Below are 22,372 nucleotides of genomic sequence, written 5' to 3'. Positions count from 1 at the left end.
GGATCAGGGCGGGCCCGCCGCCCAGCCGATCCCGCCCCGCAGATGGGCGCGGAAGGCGGGGTCGTCGTACAGCTCGGCCGCGTGGCCGAGGGCCGTGTAGAAGACCCTCCCGGCACCGGGCTCACGGCACCAGGCGAGCGGATGGTCGTCGCCCATGCCGCCTCCGTCGTACGACGACTCGTCGGCGGAGGCCAGGACCCGGACGGCGCCCCGGGGGCTGCGGCGGAAGTCGTACCACTCGTCGGTGAGTTCCCACACGGGTGGCAGATGCCGGGTGGCGGGGTGGTCGTGGTCCTCGACGACCACCTTGCCGGGCTGGTACGCGGGGTGCCGGTCGAAGCGGGCGCCGAGCAGGTCGCCGTAGGCGGGCCAGCCGTACTCGGTGCAGGCGGCCGCGTGGATGCCGGCGAAGCCGCCGCCGGAGCCGATGTGGGCGAGGAGCCGTTCGCGTCCGGCGGGGGTGAGCACGTCGCCGCTGGTGGAGAGGAAGACGACGGCCGCGTAACCGTCGAGGGGGCGCTCGAGAGCCGCCGGGTCCTCGGTGTGGTCCACCGTGAAGCCGCCGAGCGTGCGCAGCGCCTCCACCCCGGCCGGGATGGACGCGTGCCGGTAGTCGGTGGTGCGGGTGAAGACGAGGAGTCGTACGGCCATGCGGTCCAGCGTAGGTGGCGGGTCCGCCCGGACCGGCTCGCTGTGAACTCCCGCCCCGCGTGGGGGTGTTCCCCCGGAACGGGGGCACTGCGTAGCCTCGGCCGGGATGAATGCCATTCCCCCGTTCCTGGATCATCTCGTGCTGGCGACGCCCGATCTCGCCGCCGCCCTCGCCGAGTTCACCCGTCGCACGGGGGTGGAGCCGGCCCCCGGCGGGGTACATGTCGGACGCGGCACCCGCAACCATCTGGTGGCGCTGGGCGGTTCGAGCTATCTGGAGATCATCGGCCCGGACCCGGAGCAGGCCGCTCCGGGGCGTCCGCGGCCCTTCGCGTCCCTGGGGCTCACCACCGCCCGCACCCTCACCTGGGCGATCGCCCCGCCCGACCTGGACGCGGCGATCGCGGCCGCGCGGGCCCAGGGGTACGACCCGGGCCCGGCGAAGCCGATGAGCAGGCGCCGGCCAGACGGCACGCTGCTGCGATGGCGGCTCACTGACGGCGAGGACGCCGACGCGTCCGGTCTGGTGCCCTTCCTGATCGACTGGGGCGACTCGCCCCATCCCACGGCCGCCGGGCTGCCCGTCACTCCGCTGCTGTCGATGTCGGGGAGCGGGCCCGCCCCGGAGGCGGTCCGGCCGCTGGTGCGCTCGCTCGGCACCGATCTCGCCCTGACGGTGGGCCCGGTCGGGCTCTCCTTCACGCTGGACACACCCAAGGGGCCGGTCACCTTCCACTGACCGCATCCGGTGTCCGTTTTCTTCAAGACGGGCCCCTCTCCCGGTTCCTACGGTGACCGCATGACTCCACGATTCGATGCCGTCGGCCTGATCGTCTCCGACATGGCCGCTTCCGTCGCCTTCTACCGGCGTCTGGGCTTCCCCTTCCCCGAGGGCGCCGAGCACGAGCCGCACGCCGAGGCCGCGCCGCCCGGCGGGGTACGGCTGCTGCTCGACACCGAGGACACGGTCCGGTCCTTCCATCCGGAGTGGCGGCCGCCGACCGGGGACGGCCGGGCCGGGCTGGCGCTGCGGTGCGACGGTCCGGCCGAGGTGGACGCGGTGTACGAGGACCTGGTGGGCGCGGGGTACGACGGCGCGCTCAAGCCGTGGGACGCCTTCTGGGGGCAGCGCTACGCCGTGGTCCGGGACCCGGACGGCAACGGCGTGGACCTGTTCGCGCCGCTACCCGCCGAGTAGTCCACCGAGGGTGAGTCCCGTCAGCTCCCTGACGTCACGGGCGAGATGGGCCTGGTCGGCATAGCCCGCGCGGGCCGCGGTGTCCGCGTAGGGCACGCCGGAGCGGGCCAGCCGCAGGGCGCGCCGGAGCCGCAGGATCCGGGCCAGGGTCTTGGGGCCGTACCCGAAGGCGGCCAGTGAGCGGCGGTGCAACCGGCGGGCTCCGAGCCCCAGTTCGTCGGCGACGGCGGCGACGGGGCGGCCCGCGCCGAGGGCGGTGACGAGGGGGCGCAGCAGCGGGTCGGACGGTCCCGCGTCGGCGGCCAGGTCCAGGGCGGCGTCCTCCAGGGCGGTCGCCGGGTCGGCCGCCGCTCCGACGCGGGCGCCGAGCCGGCGGGCCCGGGACGCGGGCCACAGGTCGGCGAGGTCGACCCGCCGGTCGCGCAGTTCGTGGGCGGGGACGCCGAGGAGGGCGGGCGCGGTCCCCGGGAAGAACCGGACTCCGCTCCAGGCACCGGCCGTGCCCTCGGTGAGCTGGGCGTGGGTGTCGGGCCCGGCGACCAGTAGCCGTCCGTCGTGCCACAGCAGGTCCATGCAGCCGTCGGGCAGGACCCGCCCGGTGTCGGACGCGTCCGGGGTGTTCGTCCAGACGACGGCCCCCGGCAGCCGGGACGCCCGCTCCTCATACACGGGTGCCGACCCGGGCCGGGGCGGGACGCCGCCGGTGCTCCTGCGGGCTCACCCCGTACACCCGTTTGAAGGCGCCGGACAGCGCGAACGGGCTGCCGTAGCCGACGCGCCGCGCGATCGCCTCCAGGGTGTCGTCGGTGTCGCGCAGCGCGTCCGCGGCGAGCGCCAGCCGCCATCCGGTGAGGTACGTCATCGGCGCCTCCCCCACCAGTTCGGTGAACCGCCGGGACAGCGCGGCCCGGGACACCCCCGTCTTCGCGGCGAGCGAGGCGACCGTCCAGGGGTGGGCGGGGTCGTCCTGGAGGAGCCGCAGCGCCCGTCCGACGACCGGGTCGGCCTGCGCCCGGTACCAGCCCGGGGCCTCGGCCTCCGGGCGGGCGAACCACGCCCGGAGCGCGGCGATGACGAGCAGGTCGAGCAGCCGGTCCAGGACGACCTCCTGGCCTGGGGCGTCACGGGCGATCTCGGTCATCAGATAGGGGGTGAGGGGGCACTCCCACACATCGGCGGTGAGGGACAGCAGGGGGGGCAGGCAGTTGAGCAGCCGTCCGCCGACCTCGCCCTCCCACGGGTAGGTGCCGATGAGCAGGACGGCCGAGCCGTCGGGCCGGTCGCCCCAGGTGCGCACGCCGAGGTCCATCGCGCCGTTGAGGGGGCGTCCGTCGGGGTACCGGCACTCGGCGCCCGGCAGGATCAGGGCCTGGGGCGGGGTGCCGGGGTCGTCGGCGCAGGTGTAGGGGTCGGGGCCGCGGGCGATCGCGAGGTCGCCGGCGCGCAGCCGGACCGGCTCGCCCGCGTCGGGCGTCACCCACGCCTCGCCGCGGACCATGACCATGACGGTGAGCGGGGCGCGGTCCTCGACGCGGACCGACCACGGCGGTTCGAAGCACGCGCGGATCATGAACGCGCCGCGCGCGCGGGGGCCGTCGAGCAGACCGGCAAGGGCGTCCATGCCGTCAGGGTAGACGCCCGCGTATGGGAGTGAGCCGTTCGGCGATGGGCGCCCGGGACACGCGGCCGTTGACTGGAGGCATGACACGCAACGAGGAGAACGCGGCTGTGACGGCCGGTGGGAACGGGACCGTGGTGGTGACCGGGGCGTCGGGGCGTACGGGAAGCAGGGTGGCCCGCGCGGCGGGTGCGGCGGGGTTCACTGTCCGGGCGGCGTCCCGGGCGCGGGGCTTCGACTGGGGTGACCGGTCGACGTGGGAGCGGACCCTTCGGGGCGCGGACGCGGCCTATCTGATGTACCCGACCGACATCGGCGACCCGGCGGCGGCCGAGGGCATCGGGGCGCTGGCGCGGGAGGCGGCCGGGCTCGGGGTGCGGCGGCTGGTGCTGCTGTCGGCGCGCGGTGAGGACCAGGCGCTGCCCGCGGAGGAGGCGCTGAAGGGGTCCGGCGCGGACTGGACGGTCGTACGGGCCTCGTGGTTCGCGCAGAACTTCAGCGAGGGGCCGCTGGTGGAGGGGCTCGCGCACGGGGAGCTGGTGTTCCCGGCCGGTGAGGTGTGTGAGCCGTTCGTCGACGTCCGGGACATCGCGGACGTGGTGACGGCGGTGCTGGCGGACGGCGACCGGTACACGGGGCGGACACTGGGGCTGACCGGGCCGCGGCTGCTGACCTGGCGGGAGGCGGTCGCGGAGATCGCGGCGGCGACGGGGCGCGCGATCACGTACACGCCGGTGCCCGCCCCGGCCTACGGGGAGGCGCTGACCGGGTTCGGGGTGCCGGCCGGGGAGGCGGCGCTGCTGGTGGAGGTCTTCGAGACCCTCCTGGACGGACGCAACGCGCACCTCACCGACGATGTGCGCGAGGTGCTCGGCCGGGGCCCGCGCGACTTCTCGGCCTTCGTGCGGGAGGCCGCGGCGGCGGGGGCCTGGCGCATCTGACCGATGGCCTTCTAGGAGCTGCCGTTCTTCTTGTGCGGCGTGTGGTGGTGCGGGTTCTTCACATGGGTGCGCAGCCGGGACGTGACGTCCTCCGGGGGGAGGAAACGGGACCAGCGTTCGGGGAACTCGGACGGCATGTCCGGGTCGTCGGGGTCCGGTTCCAGACCGGCGGCCGCGCGTGCCACGTACTCGGCGACCTGGGCCTCGCGCGCCCGCTCGTTGGCCTCGCGGGCCGCGGCGGTGGCGGCGGCCGGCCAGACCCGGTCGATCGCGGCGTTGACCGCGGCCCCGACGAGCACGGCGAACGCGGACACACCGATCCACAGCAGGACGGCGACGGCCGCGGCGAGGGAGCCGTAGATGGTGGCGCCCTCGATGGTGCTGGTGAGGTAGATGCGCAGCAGGAAGCTGCCGAGCACCCACATGGCGAGGGCGACGAGGGCGCCGGGCACGTCCTCGATCCACGGCGAGCGCACCGGCACGGACACGTGGTACAGCGTCGTCAGGAACGCGACCGACAGGACGATGACGACGGGCCAGTACAGGACCTGCACCACGGTCTCCGACCAGGGCAGGATCCGCACCACGGCGTCCGGCCCCGCCACCATCAGCGGCAGCGCCACCGAGCCGATCAGCAGCGCGGCGAGGAACAGCAGGAACGCCACCAGCCGGGTCTTGACGATGCCGCGCACCCCGTCGAGGCCGTACATGACGGTGATCGTGTCTATGAAGACGTTCACCGCGCGCGACCCCGACCACAGGGCGAACAGGAAGCCGACCGAGATGACGTCGGGGCGGCCGCCCTTCATCACGTCGTCGAGGATCGGCTGGGCGATCTGGCGCACGCCCTTGTCGGACAGGACGGTGCGGGAGGCCTCCAGGAGGTTGGTCTCCAGACTGGTGATGGTGTCGGTGCCGGTCCAGTCGTCGACGTAGCCGAGCAGGCCGATGAGGCTGAGCAGCAGCGGCGGGACGGACAGCAGCGTGAAGAACGCGGCCTCCGCCGCGAGCCCCAGGATGCGGTACTCGATGCACGAGTTGACCGTGTCCTTCAGCAGCAGCCAGGCGGTCCTGCGCTTCGAGACGTTCCGGTAGAGGGCACGCGCCCGGTGGAGACGGCCGGAGGGCTGCTCGGGGGATTCACTTGCTGGCTGCACGAACCAAAGGTATCCGCCGCACGCGGGCGCTCTCATCGGGGAGCCCGGCCCGGGCGGCGGCGGGCCGTGTCAGGGTGGGGAGTAGGGCGCCGCGGAGGGATAGGTTCACCGGCATGGCAGGCAGCACTCACAGCGTGACCAACCAGCCCCCGCCCCTGACCGGGTACGACGCCTACACGGCGGACCGGGCCCTGGTGGAGGCCGTCGAACGGCATCTGCCGCCCGCGCTGCGCGACGAGGCCGGCGGGGAGCTGTCGGCGCTGGGACGGACGTGCGGGTCGGCGCAGGTGCAGGAGTGGGGGGTGCTGGCGAACGAGAACCCGCCGCGGCTGCGCACCCACGACCGCTACGGCCACCGGATCGACGAGGTCGACTTCCATCCGTCCTGGCACCGGCTGCTGGGCAAGGGTGTCTCGGCGGGCCTGACCGCCGCGTGGACCCGGCCGGGCGGGCAGGTGCGGCGGGCGGCGGCGTTCGTCCTGTGGACGCAGGTGGACGCCGGGAACTGCTGTCCGCTGTCCATGACCCACGCGGCCGTCCCCGCGCTGCGCACCGATCCCGAGCTGGCCGCCGAGTGGGAACCGCTGCTGACGTCCATGGTCTACGACCGTGAGCTGCGGCCCGCGGCCGGCAAGGCCGGCGCGCTGTTCGGGATGGGGATGACGGAGAAGCAGGGCGGCAGCGACGTCCGCGCCAACACGACCCGGGCCGTCCCGCTCGCCGAGTCCGGCACGTACGCGCTGACCGGGCACAAGTGGTTCTGCTCGGCGCCGATGTCGGACGCGTTCCTGGTGCTGGCGCAGGCGCCCGGCGGGCTGACGTGTTTCCTGGTGCCGCGGGTGCTGCCGGACGGCGGCCGCAACGTGTTCCCGCTCCAGCGGCTCAAGGACAAGCTGGGCAACCGGTCCAACGCGTCCGCGGAGGTCGAGTTCGACGGGACGTGGGCGCGCCGGGTCGGCGAGGAGGGGCGCGGGGTGCGGACCATCATCGGGATGGTCGCGGCGACCCGGCTGGACTGTGTGCTGGGCTCGGCCGGGCTGATGCGGCAGGCGGTGGCGCAGGCCGTCCACCACTGCGCCCACCGGGAGGCGTTCGGCGCGAGGCTCGTCGACCAGCCGCTCATGCGCAACGTCCTGGCCGACCTGGCCGTCGAGTCGGAGGCGGCGACCACCCTCGCCCTGCGGCTCGCGGCGGCCTGCGACGACGACGGCGAGCAGGAGCGGGCGCTGCTGCGGATCGCGGTGCCGGCCGCCAAGTACTGGGTGACCAAGCGGTGCGCGCCGGTCGCCGTGGAGGCGGCGGAGTGCCTGGGCGGCAACGGGTACGTCGAGGAGTCCCAGCTGCCGCGGCTGGTGCGGGAGTCGCCGCTGAACTCGATCTGGGAGGGCGCGGGCAATGTGCAGGCGCTGGACGTCCTGCGGGTGCTGCGGCGCGAGCCGGCGGCGCTGGACGCGTATCTGCGGGAGGTCGGGCTTGCCCGGGGCGCCGATCACCGGCTGGACGCCGCGATCAGGTCGCTGTTGACGGAACTGGCCGATCTCGAGGGCATCGAGGCGCGTGCCCGGCGCGTGACCGAGCGGCTCGCGCTGGTGCTCCAGGGGTCGCTGCTGGTGCGTTTCGCGCCATCGGACGTCGCCGACGCGTTCTGCGCGACGCGGCTCGGCGGCGACGCGGGCGCGGCGTTCGGGACGCTGCCGCACAGCCTGGCCCGGGAGTCGCTCGTGGAGCGAGCGCGGCCGACGCCCTGACCTGTGCGGACGCGAGGCGGGGGTGGTGCTGCGCCGACACGGCACCACCCCCGCTGCCGACCCGTTCGAGGCGGCGGACGCCGCTCGGGACGGCGTCGCTCAAGTCTCGATCAGGCCAGAGCCGTCCACCAGGGTTGCAAGGGGTTGCAACTTGTTGGCGTCTGTGTGCGGACCGTGTCCTTCCATGTGCAGTGGGCGGCAGTATGAGACACACACAATGAGACGCACAGTCAGGTTGAGACCTCTTCTGCCGGGAGGACCCTTGGCGCTCTCGCCGACGGACGTGACGCAGCTGGCCGCCGTGGACTCGGCACGCGCCGCGCGCGTGCTCAGCGACGTCCGCGCCGCCACGCTCTCCGGGCGGCGCGCGCCCGTGGCGCCGCGCCCGGTGATCGAGCAGTCCTGGGAGCGGATGCTGCGCAGCGGCGTCGACCCGGACCACGACGTCCGCGCGGGCCTGCTGTCCCGCGAGGAGGTGCAGCGGCGCCGGGAGGAGACCGCGCTGCGCCATGTGCTGCCGGTGCTGCGCGAGGGCCTGCTGTCGGTGGCGGACGTCGCCCACCACATCATGGTCGTCGCCGACCACGAGGGCCGGGTGCTGTGGCGGGAGGGCAACCCCTCGGTGCTGCGCAAGGCCGACGGGCTCGGCTTCGAACTCGGCGCGGACTGGCGGGAGAGCGTCGTCGGCACCAACGGCGTCGGCACCCCGGCGGTGGTGCGCCGGCCCGTGCAGGTCTTCGCCGCCGAGCACTTCCAGCGTTCGCAGACCTCGTGGACGTGCACGGGCGCGCCCATCACCGATCCGCGGGACGGCCGGCTGATCGGCGTGGTGGACGTCAGCGGGCCGCTGGAGACGATGCACCCGGCGACGCTCGCCTGGGTCGACTCGGTGGCCAAGCTCGCCGAGGCCCGACTGCGGGAGCTGCACACCGCGTCGCTGGAGCGGCTGCGGGCGGTGGCGGCACCGGCGCTGGCCCGGCTGACCGGCCGGGCCCTGGTCGTGGACCGGGACGGCTGGACCGCGGCGGTGACCGGGATGCCGTACACGCACCGGATCGCGCTGCCCAAGTCCCCGGCGCCGGGCCGTGGATGGCTGCCGCCGCTCGGGCCGTGCACGATGGAGCCGCTGGCCGGGGGCTGGCTGCTGCGGGCCTGCGACGACCCCGGTGTGCCGGGCGCCACCCGGATCACGCTGGATCTGAGCGAGCCGCGTCGCTGGACGGTGACGGTGTCCGGCGGCGCCGGGACCTGGACGCACGAACTGAGCCCCCGGCACGCCGAGTTGCTCTGCCTGCTGGCGATGGACCGGGGCGGGCGCAGCGCGGCGGGGCTGGCCGAGGACATGTTCGGGGACGCCCGGCGCACGGTGACGGTGCGGGCCGAGATGTCGCGGGTGCGGCGCTATCTGGGGGCGCATCTGGAGCACCGGCCGTACCGATTCCGGGAGGACGCCGAGGTGGAGGTGCTGCTGCCGGGCGATCCGGGTGCGCTGCTGCCGCACTCCACGGCGCCCGGGATCGCCCGCGCGCGGGGCGCGGGGCACCGGCCGGGATGACCCGTCCATAACCTTCTTGCGCATATTTGCAGGGTCTTCGTCCGCCCGCGTGCCTTCCTGCCGTAGCATCCCTGGTACGGGCCGCCCCACCTGCTCCGTTGGTCAACGCATTGACCGATGGCCGCAGTTGGCTCGCCTCGGGAGGTTTGATGAAGCACCGCGGCAGACACCGTCGACGCAAGCAGGGCCGTGCGCTGCGGGCGTTCCTCGCCGGAACGGCCCTGGCGCTCACCGCCGCCGCCACGATGATCAGCGCCTCGCAGGCCACGGTGGGGGACGATCCCGGGGCGCTGAAGCCGCTCTCGGGGGCCGCCGGGACGGACGCGCTGCGACTGCGCGAGCAGTTGGTTCCCGAGGCCACCTTGGACACGCTCTCCTCCTCGATGGGCAAGCCGGTCGGCGTGAGCGCCGTCCTGGAGGGCGCCGAGCACGCGCTGCGCACCGCGGACGGCTGTACGGCCGGGGAGCGCACGGCACTGCCGGTCGCGCCGGCCGCCACCCGCGCGTACTGCTGGGACGCCGAGGACACCCGGTCCTGGCGGGCCGGTGCCGTGACCACCTCGGGCGACGCCGACGACGACGGCTGGTGGAACGACCACCGGGTGATCCTGTCCGGCTGGAGCCAGGACGCCGGCCGGCTGGCGCGGGTGTCGTTCGTGGACGCCACCGACATGGACCAGATGCTGTACGCCTCGGCGCTGCTCGTCGTCCCGGTGGACGGCGGACGGGACTACCGCGCGCTGACGTCCGGCCTCACCGGCATGGTCTGGTACCAGGACAAGCTGCTGGTCACCGCGGGCGACGGGCTGTACGTGTACGACCTGGACCGCGTCCAGCGCACCACGCTCGACGGCGCCGCCGTGGGCCGGGTCGGCTCGGGCTGGTCGGCGCACGGCCACCGCTTCGTGCTGCCGGCGGTCGGCTCGTACCGGCTGACCGGGCGGGACGCGCCCCTGCTCGGGTCGGTGTCGCTGGACCGCAGTACGGCCCCGGACAGCCTGGTCGCGAGCGAGCGGACGGCGGCGGACAGCGACGGGCACGCCCGACTGTGGCGGTACTCGCTCAGCAAGGACCCGGCCCGCACCGGTCTGCTGGCCACGGACGCCACCGGGACGGCCCGGGCGGTCGAGGCGTACGAGACGGAGGCGTCCGGCGTCCAGGGCGTGCTGTCCCGCCGGGCGTCCGGCGCGGACGGCGCCGGCTGGTACGTGGGCCGCGCTCCGGCCCGGACGGACCGGCACGGCAGCCTGTGGCGCCAGGACAGCGACGGCGCCGAGGCGACACGGTGCGGCGAGGAGGGCACCCCGAGGTGCTGGGGCGTGGGCGCGGGTTCCCTGTCGTACTGGGAGGCGACCGGCGAGGTCTGGTCCCAGTCGGGCCGGATCCTGTTCGCGGTGCCGCTGCGGTCGATCGACGCGGCCCTGGACTGAGAGCGACCGCCCGGCCCTGGCACAGACGGGGGCCGATCGACAGATCCGCCGTCGGGATGATTGCCTGACCGCATGCCCACCATCGCCGTGACCACCTGGTCCCTGGAACAGACCGCCCCCACCGACCTCCTCCCGGCCGCCGCGCCGGAGGGGGAAGTGCGGGTCGTCCGCGCCGAGGTCCCCTCGCCCGAGTTCAGCCGCTTCCTGTACGCGTCCGTCGGCGGCGACATCCGCTGGGTGGACCGGCTCGGCTGGAGCTACGCACGGTGGCAGGAGCAGCTGGAGCGTCCGGGTGTCGAGACCTGGGTGGCGTACGACCGCGGGACGCCGGCGGGCTATGTCGAGCTGGAGGCGCAGGACGGCGGGGTCGTGGAGATCGTCTACTTCGGCCTGATCCCGGCCTTCCGCGGGCGGCGGATCGGCGGCCATCTGCTGTCGTACGCCACCGCCCGCGCCTGGGACCTGGCCGAGCGGTGGCCGGACCTCCCGCCGACGAAGCGGGTGTGGCTGCACACGTGCAGCAAGGACGGGGAGCACGCGATGGCCAACTACCAGCGCCGGGGCTTCACGCTGTTCGACACGAAGGTCGAGGAGGAGGCCGAGGTGGCGACGCCCGGGCCGTGGCCCGGCGCGTACCCTGGCTGACCTGGCCGGAAACGGCCTGATCGGGCCATGTGACCGACGACACCCTTGTCTCACTCTACGGGACAAGGGTGTCCGCATCTCGGACGAAGCTGGACTGGTCTCAGATCGCCGTGACACGCTTCCGTCATGCCTGGAACTGGAATTGCCTTGGTGAGTCGGCGGCACGTCGACCTGGGCCGCATGTCCAGCGCCATCTGTCCGGTGCGCTGACCGCCCCTGAGCGCCCGACACCTCTCTTTTTTCACGCTTCCGTCCCGCGCGATGCCGCGCACCTCTGCCCGTGCGCCCGTATGCGCAGGTCAAAGCCGCATTCCCGCCTGTCCCGAAGGACGTATCAACCATGGCCGCCACCCCGCAGAAGCCTGCCGCCGCGACTCCGCGCCGCAAGGTGAGCCGTCACCGCGGTGAGGGTCAGTGGGCCGTGGGCCACCACACCCCGCTGAACGGCAACGAGCAGTTCAAGAAGGATGACGACGGTCTCAATGTGCGGACACGCATTGAGACGATCTACTCCAAGCGCGGCTTCGACTCCATCGACCCGAACGATCTGCGCGGCCGGATGCGCTGGTGGGGGCTGTACACCCAGCGCAAGCCCGGGATCGACGGCGGCAAGACGGCCGTCCTGGAGCCGGAGGAGCTGGACGACTCCTACTTCATGCTGCGCGTCCGCATCGACGGCGGCGCGCTGACCACGCGGCAGCTGCGGGTCATCGGCGAGGTCTCGCAGGAGTACGCGCGCGGGACCGCGGACATCACCGACCGGCAGAACGTCCAGTACCACTGGATCCGCATCGAGGACGTCCCCGCGATCTGGGAGCGGCTGGAGGGCGTGGGCCTGTCCACGGTCACGGCCTGCGGCGACACCCCGCGTGTGATGATCGGCTCGCCGGTCGCCGGCATCGCCGAGGACGAGATCATCGACGCCACCCCCGCACTGGAGGAGATGAAGCGCCGAGTCCTCAACAACCCGGCCTACTCCAACCTTCCCCGCAAGTTCAAGACGGCCATCTCGGGATCGCCGCTGCTTGACGTGGTGCACGAGATCAACGACGTCGCGTTCGTCGGCGTGGTGCACCCCGAGCACGGCCCCGGCTTCGACATCTGGGTCGGCGGAGGTCTGTCCACCAACCCCAAACTGGGTGTGCGGCTGGGCGCCTGGGTGCCGATCGACGAGGTGCCGGACGTCTACGAAGGCGTCATCTCGATCTTCCGCGACTACGGCTACCGGCGGCTGCGCACCCGCGCCCGCCTGAAGTTCCTCGTCGCCGACTGGGGCGCGGAGAAGTTCCGCCAGGTCCTGGAGGACGAGTACCTCGGCGGGCGCAAGCTGGTCGACGGGCCCGCCCCCGAGCAGCCCGTGCAGCAGTGGCGCGACCACATCGGCGTCCACCGCCAGAAGGACGGCCGCTACTACGTCGGGTTCGCCCCGCGCGTCGGACGTGTCGACGGCGCCACGCTCACCAAGATCGCCGACCTGGCCGAGGCCCATGGCTCGGGCCGGGTGCGCACCACCGTCGAGCAGAAGATGATCGTGCTCGACGTCGAGCAGGACCAGGTCGACTCGCTGGTCGAGGGCCTGGAGGCGCTCGACCTGACCGCGCGGCCGTCCACCTTCCGGCGCGGCACGATGGCCTGCACCGGCATCGAGTTCTGCAAGCTGGCCATCGTCGAGACCAAGCAGCGCGGCTCGCAGCTGATCGACGAACTGGAGCGCCGCCTGCCGGAGTTCGAGGAGCCGCTCACCATCAACCTCAACGGCTGCCCGAACGCCTGCGCCCGTATCCAGGTGGCGGACATCGGTCTCAAGGGGCAGCTGGTCCTGAATGACCGGGGCGAGCAGGTCGAGGGCTACCAGGTGCACCTCGGCGGCGCGCTCGGCCTGGAGGCCGGGTTCGGCCGCAAGGTCCGCGGGCTCAAGGTCACCTCGGAGGAGCTGCCCGACTACATCGAGCGGGTCCTCAAGCGGTTCCAGGCGGAGCGCGAGGAGGGCGAGCGGTTCGCCGCCTGGGCCGCGCGCGCCTCGGAGGAGGCCCTGTCATGAGCGAGCGGGCCGCGCCCTTCTACTGCCCCTACTGCGGCGACGAGGACCTGCGCCCGAGCGAGGAGGGCCACGGCGCCTGGGAGTGCGCCGCGTGCAACCGCGCCTTCCGGCTGAAGTTCCTCGGACTGCTCGCCCGGGGCCTTCGGCACGACGACACCGGGGGAGACGAGATATGACGGCGACTCACGAGCGCACGACGGACGAACTGCGGGCGCTCGCCGAGCAGGCGGGCCGCGACCTGGAGGACGCCTCCGCGCTGGAGATCCTCCAGTGGGCGGCCGACACGTTCGGTGAGCGGTTCTGCGTGACCTCCTCGATGGAGGACGCGGTGGTCGCCCACCTCGCCTCCCGTGCGATGCCCGGCGTGGACGTGGTGTTCCTGGACACCGGCTACCACTTCGAGGAGACCATCGGCACCCGCGACGCCGTCGAGGCCGTGATGGACGTCAACGTCATCACCCTCACCCCCCGGCAGACGGTCGCCGAGCAGGACGCCGAGTACGGCCCGAAGCTGCACGACCGCGACCCCGACCTGTGCTGCAAGCTGCGCAAGGTCGAGCCGCTGGAGCGCGGCCTCGCCGGCTACGCGGCGTGGGCGACCGGCCTGCGCCGCGACGAGTCCCCGACCCGGGCCAACACCCCGGTCGTCGGCTGGGACGAGAAGCGGCGGAAGGTCAAGGTCTCCCCCATCGCCCGCTGGACCCAGGACGACGTGGACGCCTACGTCGCCGAGCACGGCGTGCTGACCAACCCGCTGCTCATGGACGGCTACGCCTCCGTCGGCTGCGCCCCGTGCACCCGCCGGGTCCTCGCGGGCGAGGACGCGCGCGCCGGCCGCTGGGCGGGCCGCGCCAAGACCGAGTGCGGACTGCACGGATGACGACCCCCACGACTCAGGAGAACCACGTGACGACCGGAGCCACCGTCTGGCTCACGGGTCTGCCGAGCGCCGGCAAGACCACCATCGCCCATGAACTGGCCGGCCGGCTGCGGGCCGAGGGCCACCGGGTCGAGGTCCTCGACGGCGACGAGATCCGCGAGTTCATCTCGGCGGGCCTCGGCTTCAGCCGCGAGGACCGGCACACCAACGTGCAGCGCATCGGGTTCGTCGCCGAACTGCTCGCCCGCAACGGCGTCAAGACGCTCGTCCCGGTGATCGCGCCCTACGCCGACAGCCGTGAGGCGGTCCGCAAGCGCCACCAGGAGAGCGGGGCGCCGTACCTGGAGGTGCACGTGGCCACGCCGGTCGACGTGTGCTCCGTCCGCGATGTGAAGGGGCTGTACGCCAAGCAGGCCGCCGGCGAGCTGACCGGGCTCACCGGGGTCGACGACCCGTACGAGGAGCCCGAGTCGCCGGATCTGCGGATCGAGTCGCAGCACCAGACCGTGCAGGAGTCCGCGGCGTCCGTGTACGCCCTGCTCACCGAAAGGGGACTGGCATGACGACGACCGTCGCCACGCCGCAGGAGGGTACGGACAGCCCGTACGCCCTGTCGCACCTGGACGCCCTGGAGTCGGAGGCCGTCCACATCTTCCGTGAGGTCGCGGGTGAGTTCGAGCGGCCGGTGATCCTGTTCTCCGGCGGCAAGGACTCCATCGTCATGCTGCACCTGGCGCTGAAGGCGTTCGCGCCGGCGCCGGTGCCGTTCTCCCTGCTGCACGTCGACACGGGCCACAACTTCCCCGAGGTCATCGAGTACCGGGACCGCACGGTGGAGAAGCACCAGCTGCGGCTGCATGTCGCCTCGGTGCAGGACTACATCGACCGGGGGGTGCTCAAGGAGCGCCCGGACGGCACCCGCAACCCGCTGCAGACGCTGCCGCTGACGGAGAAGATCCAGGCGGAGCGGTTCGACGCGGTGTTCGGCGGCGGGCGCCGCGACGAGGAGAAGGCCCGCGCCAAGGAGCGGGTGTTCAGCCTCCGCGACGAGTTCTCCCAGTGGGACCCGCGCCGCCAGCGCCCCGAGCTGTGGAACCTGTACAACGGCCGCCACGCGCCCGGCGAGCACGTCCGCGTCTTCCCGCTGTCCAACTGGACCGAGCTGGACGTCTGGCAGTACATCGCCCGCGAGGGCATCGAGCTGCCGCAGATCTACTTCGCCCACGAGCGCGAGGTGTTCAAGCGCTCCGGGATGTGGCTGACGGCCGGCGAGTGGGGCGGCCCGAAGGACGGCGAGACCGTCGAGAAGCGGCTCGTGCGCTACCGCACCGTCGGCGACATGTCCTGCACCGGTGCCGTCGACTCCGACGCGGTCAGCCTGGAGCAGGTCATCACCGAGATCGCCGCGTCCCGGCTCACCGAGCGGGGCGCCACCCGCGCCGACGACAAGCTCTCCGAGGCCGCGATGGAAGACCGTAAGCGCGAGGGGTACTTCTAAGCATGAGCACCACGACGACCGAGGAACTCTCGGCCACCACCCTGCTGCGGTTCGCCACCGCGGGCTCCGTCGACGACGGCAAGTCCACCCTGGTCGGGCGGCTGCTGCACGACTCCAAGTCGGTGCTCGCCGACCAGCTGGAGGCCGTGGAGCGCGCCTCTCTGAGCCGTGGCCAGGACGCGCCCGACCTCGCGCTGCTCACCGACGGCCTGCGGGCCGAGCGGGAGCAGGGCATCACGATCGACGTGGCGTACCGTTACTTCGCCACGCCCCGGCGCCGGTTCATCCTGGCCGACACCCCGGGCCATGTGCAGTACACCCGCAACATGGTGACCGGCGCGTCCACCGCCGAGCTGACCGTGATCCTCGTCGACGCCCGCAACGGCGTGGTCGAGCAGACCCGCCGGCACGCGGCCATCGCCGCCCTGCTGCGCGTCCCGCACGTGGTGCTCGCCGTGAACAAGATGGACCTGGTCGACTACCAGGAGTCCGTGTTCGCAGCGATCGCCGAGGAGTTCACGGCGTACGCGCTGGAGCTGGGCGTCCCGGAGATCACCGCCATCCCGATCTCGGCGCTGGCCGGCGACAACGTGGTGGACCCGTCCGCGCACATGGACTGGTACGGCGGCCCGACCTTCCTGGAGCACCTGGAGACGGTCCCGGTCAGCCACGACCTGAGCCACTGTCACGCGCGGCTGCCCGTGCAGTACGTGATCCGGCCGCAGAGCGCGGAGCACCCCGACTACCGGGGCTACGCGGGCCAGATCGCCGCCGGTTCGTTCCGGGTCGGCGAGTCCGTGACCGTGCTGCCGTCGGGCCGTACGTCCACGATCTCCGGGATCGACCTGCTGGGCGAGCCCGTCGACGTCGCCTGGACCACCCAGTCGGTGACCGTCCTCCTTCAGGACGACATCGACGTCTCGCGCGGCGACCTGATCGTGCCGACCAAGGACGCGCCCCCGACCACGCAGGACATCGAGGCCACCGTCTGCCATGTCGCCGACGCCCCGCTGACCGTCGGCCACCGGGTGCTGCTCAAGCACGGCACCCGGACGGTCAAGGCGATCGTGAAGGACATCCCGTCCCGGCTCACGCTCTCCGACCTGTCCCTGCACCCGCACCCCGGGCAGCTCGTCGCCAACGACATCGGCCGCGTCAAGGTGCGCACCGCCGAGCCGCTGCCGGTCGACTCCTACGCCGACTCCCGCCGCACGGGCTCGTTCATCCTGATCGACCCGAGCGACGGCACCACGCTGACCGCGGGCATGGTCGGCGAGTCCTTCGCGGCCCCGGAGCCGGTCAAGGAGGAGCCCGAGGACGACGGGTGGGATTTCTGACGTGACACGTTCCGTGTCCGCCCGCCGCGCCCCGCGCCGGACGCTCGCCGTCCTGGCCGCGCTGCCGCTGCTCGCCCTCGGGGCGTGCGGCTACGGCTCGCAGGCCAAGGAGTCCACCGAGCAGGCCGTCGCGGGCGCGCCCAAGGTGGACGGCCTGGACTCGGTGCGGATCGGCTACTTCGGGAACCTGACCCACGCGACGGCCCTGGTCGGCCGGCACGAGCGCCTGTTCCAGCAGGAGCTGGGCGGCACACGGGCGGAGTACGCCACGTTCAACGCCGGTCCGTCGGAGATCGAGGCGCTGAACTCCGGTTCCGTCGACATCGGCTGGATCGGCCCCTCCCCCGCGGTCAACGGCTACATCAAGGCGCAGGGGAAGAATCTGCGGATCGTCTCCGGGTCGGCCTCGGGCGGTGTGAAGCTCGTCGTGGACCCGAAGAAGGTCAAGTCGTTGAAGGACGTCAAGGGCAGGCGGATCGCGACTCCGCAGCTCGGCAACACCCAGGACGTGGCATTCCTCAACTGGGCCTCCGAGCAGGGCTGGAAGGTCGACGCGGAGAGCGGCAAGGGCGATGTGTCCGTCGTCCGCACCGACAACAAGATCACCCCGGACGCCTACAGGTCCGGGTCGATCGACGGCGCGTGGGTGCCCGAGCCGACCGCCTCGAAGCTGGTCGCCGAGGGCGGCAAGGTGCTGCTGGACGAGTCGGACCTGTGGCCCGGCGAGAAGTTCGTGATCACGAACGTCGTCGTGTCGCAGCGCTTCCTGAAGGAGCACCCGAAGGCCGTGGAGGCCGTCCTGCGCGCCTCCGTGAAGACGAACCGGTGGATCACCGCCCACCAGGACCGGGCGAAGGCCGCGGCGAACGCGCAGCTGGAGGCCGACACCGGCAAGCCGCTGCCCGCGAACGTCCTCGACCCGGCGTGGAAGTCCCTCGCGGTCACCGACGACCCGCTGGCGTCCACGCTGCGCACCCAGGCCGGTCACGCGGTCCGGGCGGGCCTGCTCCAGCGCCCCGACCTGACCGGCATCTACGACCTGGGCCCGCTGAACAAGGTCCTCAAGGCCGAGGGCGCAGCCGCGGTCGACGACGCCGGTCTGGGCGCCGGGTAACCCCGTCCGCCGAGCAAGCCCATCTGCCGAACAGCCCCATCCGCCGAGTCAGCCCATCCATCGAGTTCCCAGGAGGTGACGACCATGGCCACCGCCCTCGCCACGGCCGCCGGCACGGACGCGTCCGTCGAGCACGCCGCGCGGATCGCGCATGTCTCGAAGTCCTTCGCCGGCCCGGCCGGGCAGCAGCTCGTCCTCGACGACATCACCCTCGACGTCGCCCCCGGCGAGTTCGTCACCCTTCTCGGAGCCTCCGGCTGCGGCAAGTCCACCCTGCTCAACCTGGTCGCCGGCCTCGACCGGCCCAGCGCGGGCACCATCAGCACCGACGGCCGCCCCGCCCTGATGTTCCAGGAACACGCCCTGTTCCCCTGGCTGACGGCGGGCAGGAACATCGAACTCGCCCTCAAGCTGCGGGGCGTGGCGAAGGCCGAGCGGCGCGAGCGCGCCGAGGAGCTGCTCGAACTGGTCCGGCTGAAGGGCGCGTACGGCAAGCGGGTGCACGAACTGTCGGGCGGTATGCGCCAGCGCGTCGCCATGGCCCGTGCCCTCGCCCAGGACAGCCGGCTGCTCCTCATGGACGAGCCGTTCGCCGCGCTGGACGCCATCACCCGGGACGTCCTGCACGACGAACTCACCCGCATCTGGCGGGAGACCGGCGTGTCCGTCCTGTTCGTGACGCACAACGTCCGCGAGGCCGTCCGGCTCGCCCAGCGGGTCGTCCTGCTGTCGTCGCGGCCCGGCCGCGTCGCCCGGGAGTGGACCGTGGGCATCCCGCAGCCCCGCCGGATCGAGGACGCCGAGGTCGCCGAACTGTCCCGGGAGATCACCGAAGAACTGCGTGGGGAGATCCGCCGCCATGGCCAGCACTGAGACGACCGCCGCCAAGGACGGCGCCGATCTCGCCGGACTCGAGGCGGGCCTGGACGCCCTGGAGACGGTGGACAGCGGCCGTACGCCGTTCCGGAAGACCCTCACCCAGAAGGTCCTGCCGCCGGTCGTCGCCGTCCTGCTGGTGCTCGCGCTCTGGCAGTTCCTGGTGTCGTCCGGGATCGCCGACGACCCGACCAAGCTGCCGCCGCCGTCCGCGGTCTGGGACGAGCTGCGCGAGGCGTGGCTGGAGGGCACCCTCCACCAGTACATCTGGACGTCGGTCTCGCGCGGTCTGCTCGGCTTCCTGCTGGCGCTCGCGATCGGCACCCCGCTCGGGCTGATCGTCGCCCGGGTGCGGTTCGTACGGGCCGCGATCGGGCCGATCCTGTCCGGGCTGCAGTCCCTGCCGTCGGTGGCCTGGGTGCCGCCGGCCGTGATCTGGCTGGGCCTGAACGACCGGATGATGTTCGCGGTGATCCTGCTGGGCGCGGTGCCGTCGATCGCCAACGGACTCGTGTCGGGGGTCGACCAGGTGCCGCCGCTGTTCCTTCGGGCCGGCCGAACCCTGGGCGCGACGGGCCTGAAGGGCACCTGGCACGTCGTGATGCCCGCCGCGCTGCCCGGCTATCTCGCCGGACTGAAGCAGGGCTGGGCGTTCTCCTGGCGCTCGCTGATGGCCGCCGAGATCATCGCCTCCTCCCCCGACCTGGGCGTGGGCCTCGGCCAGCTCCTCGAGAACGGCCGCAACACCAGCTCCATGCCCATGGTCTTCTTCGCCATCCTGCTCATCCTGGTCGTCGGCATCGCCATCGACCTGCTGATCTTCAGCCCGCTGGAGCGCCGGGTGCTGCGCGGCCGCGGTCTGCTGGCAAGGAGCTGAACTCCCGTGAACACCCAGCCGGTCCTCCTCGTCATCGCCCACGGCAGCCGTGACCCACGGCATGCCGCGACCGTGCACGCCCTCGTCCGGCAGGTGCGCGCGATACGCCCGGGGCTGCGGGTGGAGACCGGCTTCCTGGACTTCAACGTCCCGTCCGTGCAGGGCGTCCTGGAGTCGCTGGCCGCCGAGGGCGTCCGGGACGTCGTGGCGCTGCCGCTGCTGCTGACCCGCGCCTTCCATGCGAAGGCCGACATCCCGGCGGTGCTGCGGGAGGCGCCGGCCAGGCTGCGGATCCGGCAGGCGGACGTGCTCGGCCCGTCGCCGCTGCTGATCGCGGCCCTGGAGCGGCGCCTGTACGAGGCGGGCCTGACGCCCGCCGACAAGTCCTCGACCGGGGTCGTGCTGGCCTCGGCGGGGTCCACCGACCCGGAGGCGATCGCAGTGATCGCAGAAATCGCGCGGGAGTGGCGGCACACCGGTTGGTGCGCCGTGCGGCCTGCGTTCGCCTCCGCTGCCCTTCCCCGCACCGAGGACGCCGTCCGTGAGCTGCGGGACCTCGGCTGCGCCAGGGTGGCCGTGGCGCCGTACGTGCTGGCGCCGGGCCGGCTTCCGGACCGGATCGCGCGGGGCGCGGCCGGGGCGGACGTCCTCGCGGACGTGCTCGGCGCCGCGCCCGAGGTGGCGCGGCTCCTGCTGGCCCGGTACGAGGCGGCCCGCCGGCCGGTACTGACGGCGCTCGGCGCCTGAGCCCGGTCAGTCCGTGCGGGTGGCCGCCTCGTCCGCGCGTCGCACCAGCTCCGCCACGGGCATCGATCCCGGTTCCCGGCGCTCGCGCGCGAAGGTGCCGGCGAGGTGCTGGAGGAGTTCGTTCAGCGGGGTCGGGACGCCGTGCAGCCGGCCCAGGAGGGCGATCTCCCCGTTGAGGTAGTCGGACTCGATGGTGCCGGTGCCCCGGGCGAGGGACTGCCAGGAGGAGCCGCCGCCGCGCGGGACGCCGTCCAGCGGGACGAGGGTGACCTTGTCGCCGCGGACCGCCCGCTGTTCCTCGGGGGTGGCGTACGCGATCCCGGCGGCCCGCAGGACGGCCGCGCCCTCCTCCTGCACCCGCCCCAGCAGGGCGACGGCCTCCTCGCCGGCGACGGGCCCGGTGAGCGCCTCCACCGCGTTGCCGAGGTTGGCCAGCAGCTTGGCGTACTGCCAGCGGGCCACGTCGGGCACGACCGGCGCCTCGAAACGGGACTTCTCCAGGTCGGCGGCGATGAGCCGGGCGGTCTCGTCGGTGCCGTGCGGATGGCGGCCGAGATGCAGGATGCCGGTGAGGGGGGTGCCCGCCGCGGAGACGACGCCCGGTTCGACGTAGGTGCAGGGCAGCCAGACGCAGACGCCGTACACGCGCCGGAACACCCGCAGGGCGAGGCGCTGGCTCTCGACGCCGTTCTGCGCGCAGACCAGCGGCAGCCGTTCGGCGGCCGTCCCGCCGCCGGCGACCGGCGCGGGGCCCCAGGCGCGCACCGCCGCCTCGGTGTCCTGGGTCTTCACGGCGAGGACGAGGACGTCGTCGGGGCGCAGCGCGCCGAGCGCGTCCGGGCCGTCGACGACCGGTATCCGCAGGGTCGGTTCGCCCTCGGGGACCCTGAGCCGCAGTCCGCGGTCCCGTAGGGCGTCGTGGTGGGCGCCGCGCGCCACGAGGACGACGTCGTGTCCGGCCTCGGCGAGCCGTCCGCCGACCACTCCTCCGACGGCTCCGGCCCCGATGATGACGTAGCGCACGCTCATGCCTCTTCTCCGCCGTACGGCGTCCCTTGGTGGAAGTACATCTGCCAGCCCGCGTCCGTCCGCCGCCACAGGGAGCTGCGGTGGGCGCGCACGCCCTCGCGTTCGGTGTCGAAGACGAGGTGGACGACGTCGGGCGCGAGCCGGACGCCGTGGATCGGGGAGGTGACGACGTACCGGTGCGGGTCGGTGTCCAGGGGGAGGCGGGCCAGGGTCGAGGCCCGGTCCCAGCGGCTGCCGGAGGAGCCGAACTCGTGGAACTCCGGGTGCAGCAGGGCGCCGAGGAGTTCCGGGGAGCGGCGGACCTCGGGGTCCAGCAGACGCAGTTCGCCCTCGATGGCCGCCTGGACGGCGGGGTCGTGCTCAGGCACCGGTCATCTCCACGAGTTTCACGACGGTGTTCCAGTTCCGGCTGGTGGCGATCAGGCCCTTGGTGAGCCGGGGCCGCGACAGGGCCTCGGCGAGCTTGGAGCGGCCGAGTCCGTCCGGGGCGTACAGGTACACCGCCCGGTCGCCGAGCCGGAACTCCTCCGGCAGGTACGCGGCCGGGTCGACCCCGGCGTAGCGCGCGGGGTCCGCGGGCGCGGAGAGGTAGGTGACGTGGAGCTGCCTGCCCTCGAGCGTGTCCGCGGGGAACGGGCAGCCGTCGACGACGGCCTTGAGGTAGGCGTGGTCGCGGACGATGACGTCCACCGGGAAGCCGAAGTGCGCCTCGATCGCCGCCGTGATCTCCGCGGCGAGGGAGTCCTCGTCGCCGTGCCCGGCGGCGAACACGGCCTGGCCGCTCTGGAGATGGGTGCGCACACCGTCGAGTCCGAGGCCGCTCAGGAGGGTGCGCAGCTCGGCCATGGGCACCTTCCGGCTGCCGCCCACGTTGATCCCGCGCAGCAGCGCCGCGTACATCGTCGTCATCCGGACAGCCTAGGCGGACGGAGCGCGGCCGTCGTGCCCCGTGGGGGTGGGCACGACGACCGCAACCGTAAGTTACTTACCGGTCAGCACGAAGCACAAGCTCCGGTGTCCCGGTCGCCCC

General features: G+C 73.1%; 25 protein-coding genes. 18 read left to right on the top strand and 7 right to left on the bottom strand.

Annotation, left to right across the window (positions count from 1 at the left end; genetic code table 11):
* Window positions 1–3: 3 nt before the first annotated feature.
* The gene (locus DC008_RS27550) at window positions 4–651 is read right to left on the bottom strand and encodes a ThuA domain-containing protein (RefSeq protein WP_108709261.1); all 648 of its coding nucleotides are present in this window, start codon (window positions 649–651) and stop codon (window positions 4–6) included.
* 106 nt (window positions 652–757) lie between these two features.
* On the opposite strand from DC008_RS27550, the gene DC008_RS27545 reads away from it, so the two are divergent.
* Both DC008_RS27545 and DC008_RS27540 read left to right on the top strand, forming a co-directional pair.
* Window positions 758–1,390, top strand: coding sequence for a VOC family protein (locus DC008_RS27545; protein WP_108709260.1), 633 nt, complete (start codon window positions 758–760; stop codon window positions 1,388–1,390).
* A 60-nt stretch (window positions 1,391–1,450) separates the two neighbouring features.
* On the top strand, window positions 1,451–1,849 hold the full coding sequence (locus tag DC008_RS27540; protein WP_108709259.1) for a VOC family protein: 399 nt from the start codon (window positions 1,451–1,453) through the stop codon (window positions 1,847–1,849).
* Here the strand turns inward: DC008_RS27540 and DC008_RS27535 are convergent.
* Window positions 1,835–2,518 (bottom strand): helix-turn-helix domain-containing protein, encoded by a 684-nt coding sequence (locus DC008_RS27535; RefSeq protein ID WP_108709258.1) that lies wholly within the window; start codon window positions 2,516–2,518, stop codon window positions 1,835–1,837. The two genes, DC008_RS27540 and DC008_RS27535, sit on opposite strands and share 15 nt — an antisense overlap.
* On the bottom strand, window positions 2,511–3,470 hold the full coding sequence (locus DC008_RS27530; RefSeq protein ID WP_108709257.1) for an AraC family transcriptional regulator: 960 nt from the start codon (window positions 3,468–3,470) through the stop codon (window positions 2,511–2,513). Before DC008_RS27530 ends, DC008_RS27535 begins: the two co-directional genes overlap by 8 nt.
* Before the next feature lie 80 nt (window positions 3,471–3,550).
* Between DC008_RS27530 and DC008_RS27525 the strand changes: the two genes are divergently transcribed.
* Window positions 3,551–4,408: a Rossmann-fold NAD(P)-binding domain-containing protein gene (locus DC008_RS27525; RefSeq protein WP_108709256.1), complete on the top strand. Its 858-nt coding sequence runs from the start codon at window positions 3,551–3,553 to the stop codon at window positions 4,406–4,408.
* Window positions 4,409–4,419: 11 nt separating this feature from the next.
* Here the strand turns inward: DC008_RS27525 and DC008_RS27520 are convergent, their stop codons facing one another.
* A complete protein-coding gene (locus tag DC008_RS27520; RefSeq protein WP_108709255.1) occupies window positions 4,420–5,565 on the bottom strand; it encodes a YihY/virulence factor BrkB family protein in 1,146 nt (381 codons plus the stop codon).
* Window positions 5,566–5,678: 113 nt separating this feature from the next.
* Between DC008_RS27520 and DC008_RS27515 the strand changes: the two genes are divergently transcribed.
* From DC008_RS27515 to DC008_RS27450, 15 genes are all read left to right on the top strand, one after another.
* A complete protein-coding gene (locus DC008_RS27515; protein ID WP_108709254.1) occupies window positions 5,679–7,313 on the top strand; it encodes an acyl-CoA dehydrogenase family protein in 1,635 nt (544 codons plus the stop codon).
* Between the two features lie 262 nt (window positions 7,314–7,575).
* Window positions 7,576–8,868 carry a GAF domain-containing protein gene (locus DC008_RS27510; RefSeq protein WP_108709253.1) on the top strand — a complete coding sequence of 431 codons (1,293 nt, stop codon included), beginning with the start codon at window positions 7,576–7,578 and terminating at the stop codon, window positions 8,866–8,868.
* A 149-nt stretch (window positions 8,869–9,017) separates the two neighbouring features.
* Window positions 9,018–10,298 (top strand): hypothetical protein, encoded by a 1,281-nt coding sequence (locus DC008_RS27505; protein ID WP_108709252.1) that lies wholly within the window; start codon window positions 9,018–9,020, stop codon window positions 10,296–10,298.
* 72 nt (window positions 10,299–10,370) lie between these two features.
* Window positions 10,371–10,943, top strand: coding sequence for a GNAT family N-acetyltransferase (locus tag DC008_RS27500; protein WP_108709251.1), 573 nt, complete (start codon window positions 10,371–10,373; stop codon window positions 10,941–10,943).
* Window positions 10,944–11,069: 126 nt separating this feature from the next.
* Window positions 11,070–11,153, top strand: coding sequence for a putative leader peptide (locus DC008_RS36490; protein ID WP_351391960.1), 84 nt, complete (start codon window positions 11,070–11,072; stop codon window positions 11,151–11,153).
* Window positions 11,154–11,283: 130 nt separating this feature from the next.
* On the top strand, window positions 11,284–12,984 hold the full coding sequence (locus DC008_RS27495) for a nitrite/sulfite reductase (RefSeq protein WP_108709250.1): 1,701 nt from the start codon (window positions 11,284–11,286) through the stop codon (window positions 12,982–12,984).
* Window positions 12,981–13,160 (top strand): hypothetical protein, encoded by a 180-nt coding sequence (locus tag DC008_RS27490; protein WP_055624009.1) that lies wholly within the window; start codon window positions 12,981–12,983, stop codon window positions 13,158–13,160. The genes DC008_RS27495 and DC008_RS27490 overlap by 4 nt, the downstream gene beginning before the upstream one ends.
* A complete protein-coding gene (locus DC008_RS27485; RefSeq protein ID WP_108709249.1) occupies window positions 13,157–13,864 on the top strand; it encodes a phosphoadenylyl-sulfate reductase in 708 nt (235 codons plus the stop codon). Before DC008_RS27490 ends, DC008_RS27485 begins: the two co-directional genes overlap by 4 nt.
* A gap of 26 nt (window positions 13,865–13,890) precedes the next feature.
* A complete protein-coding gene (gene cysC / locus DC008_RS27480) occupies window positions 13,891–14,427 on the top strand; it encodes an adenylyl-sulfate kinase (protein ID WP_235072260.1) in 537 nt (178 codons plus the stop codon).
* Window positions 14,424–15,362, top strand: a complete 939-nt coding sequence (cysD, locus tag DC008_RS27475) for a sulfate adenylyltransferase subunit CysD (protein WP_108709247.1) — start codon at window positions 14,424–14,426, stop codon at window positions 15,360–15,362. The genes cysC and cysD overlap by 4 nt, the downstream gene beginning before the upstream one ends.
* 2 nt (window positions 15,363–15,364) lie before the next feature.
* Complete coding sequence (locus DC008_RS27470; protein ID WP_108709246.1) at window positions 15,365–16,699, top strand: sulfate adenylyltransferase subunit 1; 1,335 nt, start codon at window positions 15,365–15,367, stop codon at window positions 16,697–16,699.
* A 1-nt stretch (window position 16,700) separates the two neighbouring features.
* A complete protein-coding gene (locus DC008_RS27465; protein WP_425276553.1) occupies window positions 16,701–17,813 on the top strand; it encodes an aliphatic sulfonate ABC transporter substrate-binding protein in 1,113 nt (370 codons plus the stop codon).
* An 84-nt stretch (window positions 17,814–17,897) separates the two neighbouring features.
* A complete protein-coding gene (locus DC008_RS27460; protein ID WP_108709245.1) occupies window positions 17,898–18,686 on the top strand; it encodes an ABC transporter ATP-binding protein in 789 nt (262 codons plus the stop codon).
* Window positions 18,673–19,566: an ABC transporter permease gene (locus DC008_RS27455; protein WP_108709244.1), complete on the top strand. Its 894-nt coding sequence runs from the start codon at window positions 18,673–18,675 to the stop codon at window positions 19,564–19,566. Before DC008_RS27460 ends, DC008_RS27455 begins: the two co-directional genes overlap by 14 nt.
* 6 nt (window positions 19,567–19,572) lie before the next feature.
* Window positions 19,573–20,313: a sirohydrochlorin chelatase gene (locus DC008_RS27450; protein ID WP_108709243.1), complete on the top strand. Its 741-nt coding sequence runs from the start codon at window positions 19,573–19,575 to the stop codon at window positions 20,311–20,313.
* Between the two features lie 6 nt (window positions 20,314–20,319).
* On the opposite strand, the gene DC008_RS27445 is transcribed toward DC008_RS27450, so the two are convergent.
* The 3 genes from DC008_RS27445 to DC008_RS27435 are packed head-to-tail and all read right to left on the bottom strand — an operon-like array spanning window position 20,320 to window position 22,251.
* Window positions 20,320–21,336 carry a ketopantoate reductase family protein gene (locus DC008_RS27445; protein ID WP_108710883.1) on the bottom strand — a complete coding sequence of 339 codons (1,017 nt, stop codon included), beginning with the start codon at window positions 21,334–21,336 and terminating at the stop codon, window positions 20,320–20,322.
* A gap of 2 nt (window positions 21,337–21,338) precedes the next feature.
* A complete protein-coding gene (locus DC008_RS27440; RefSeq protein ID WP_108709242.1) occupies window positions 21,339–21,710 on the bottom strand; it encodes a nuclear transport factor 2 family protein in 372 nt (123 codons plus the stop codon).
* Window positions 21,703–22,251, bottom strand: coding sequence for a DUF1697 domain-containing protein (locus DC008_RS27435; protein ID WP_108709241.1), 549 nt, complete (start codon window positions 22,249–22,251; stop codon window positions 21,703–21,705). The genes DC008_RS27440 and DC008_RS27435 overlap by 8 nt, the downstream gene beginning before the upstream one ends.
* Between the last annotated feature and the right edge of the window lie 121 nt (window positions 22,252–22,372).

This window comes from Streptomyces nigra, from assembly GCF_003074055.1.
Lineage (GTDB): Bacteria > Actinomycetota > Actinomycetes > Streptomycetales > Streptomycetaceae > Streptomyces > Streptomyces nigra.
Note: the sequence above shows the minus strand (reverse complement) of the source record. Positions and strands in the feature narration are given on the sequence as shown.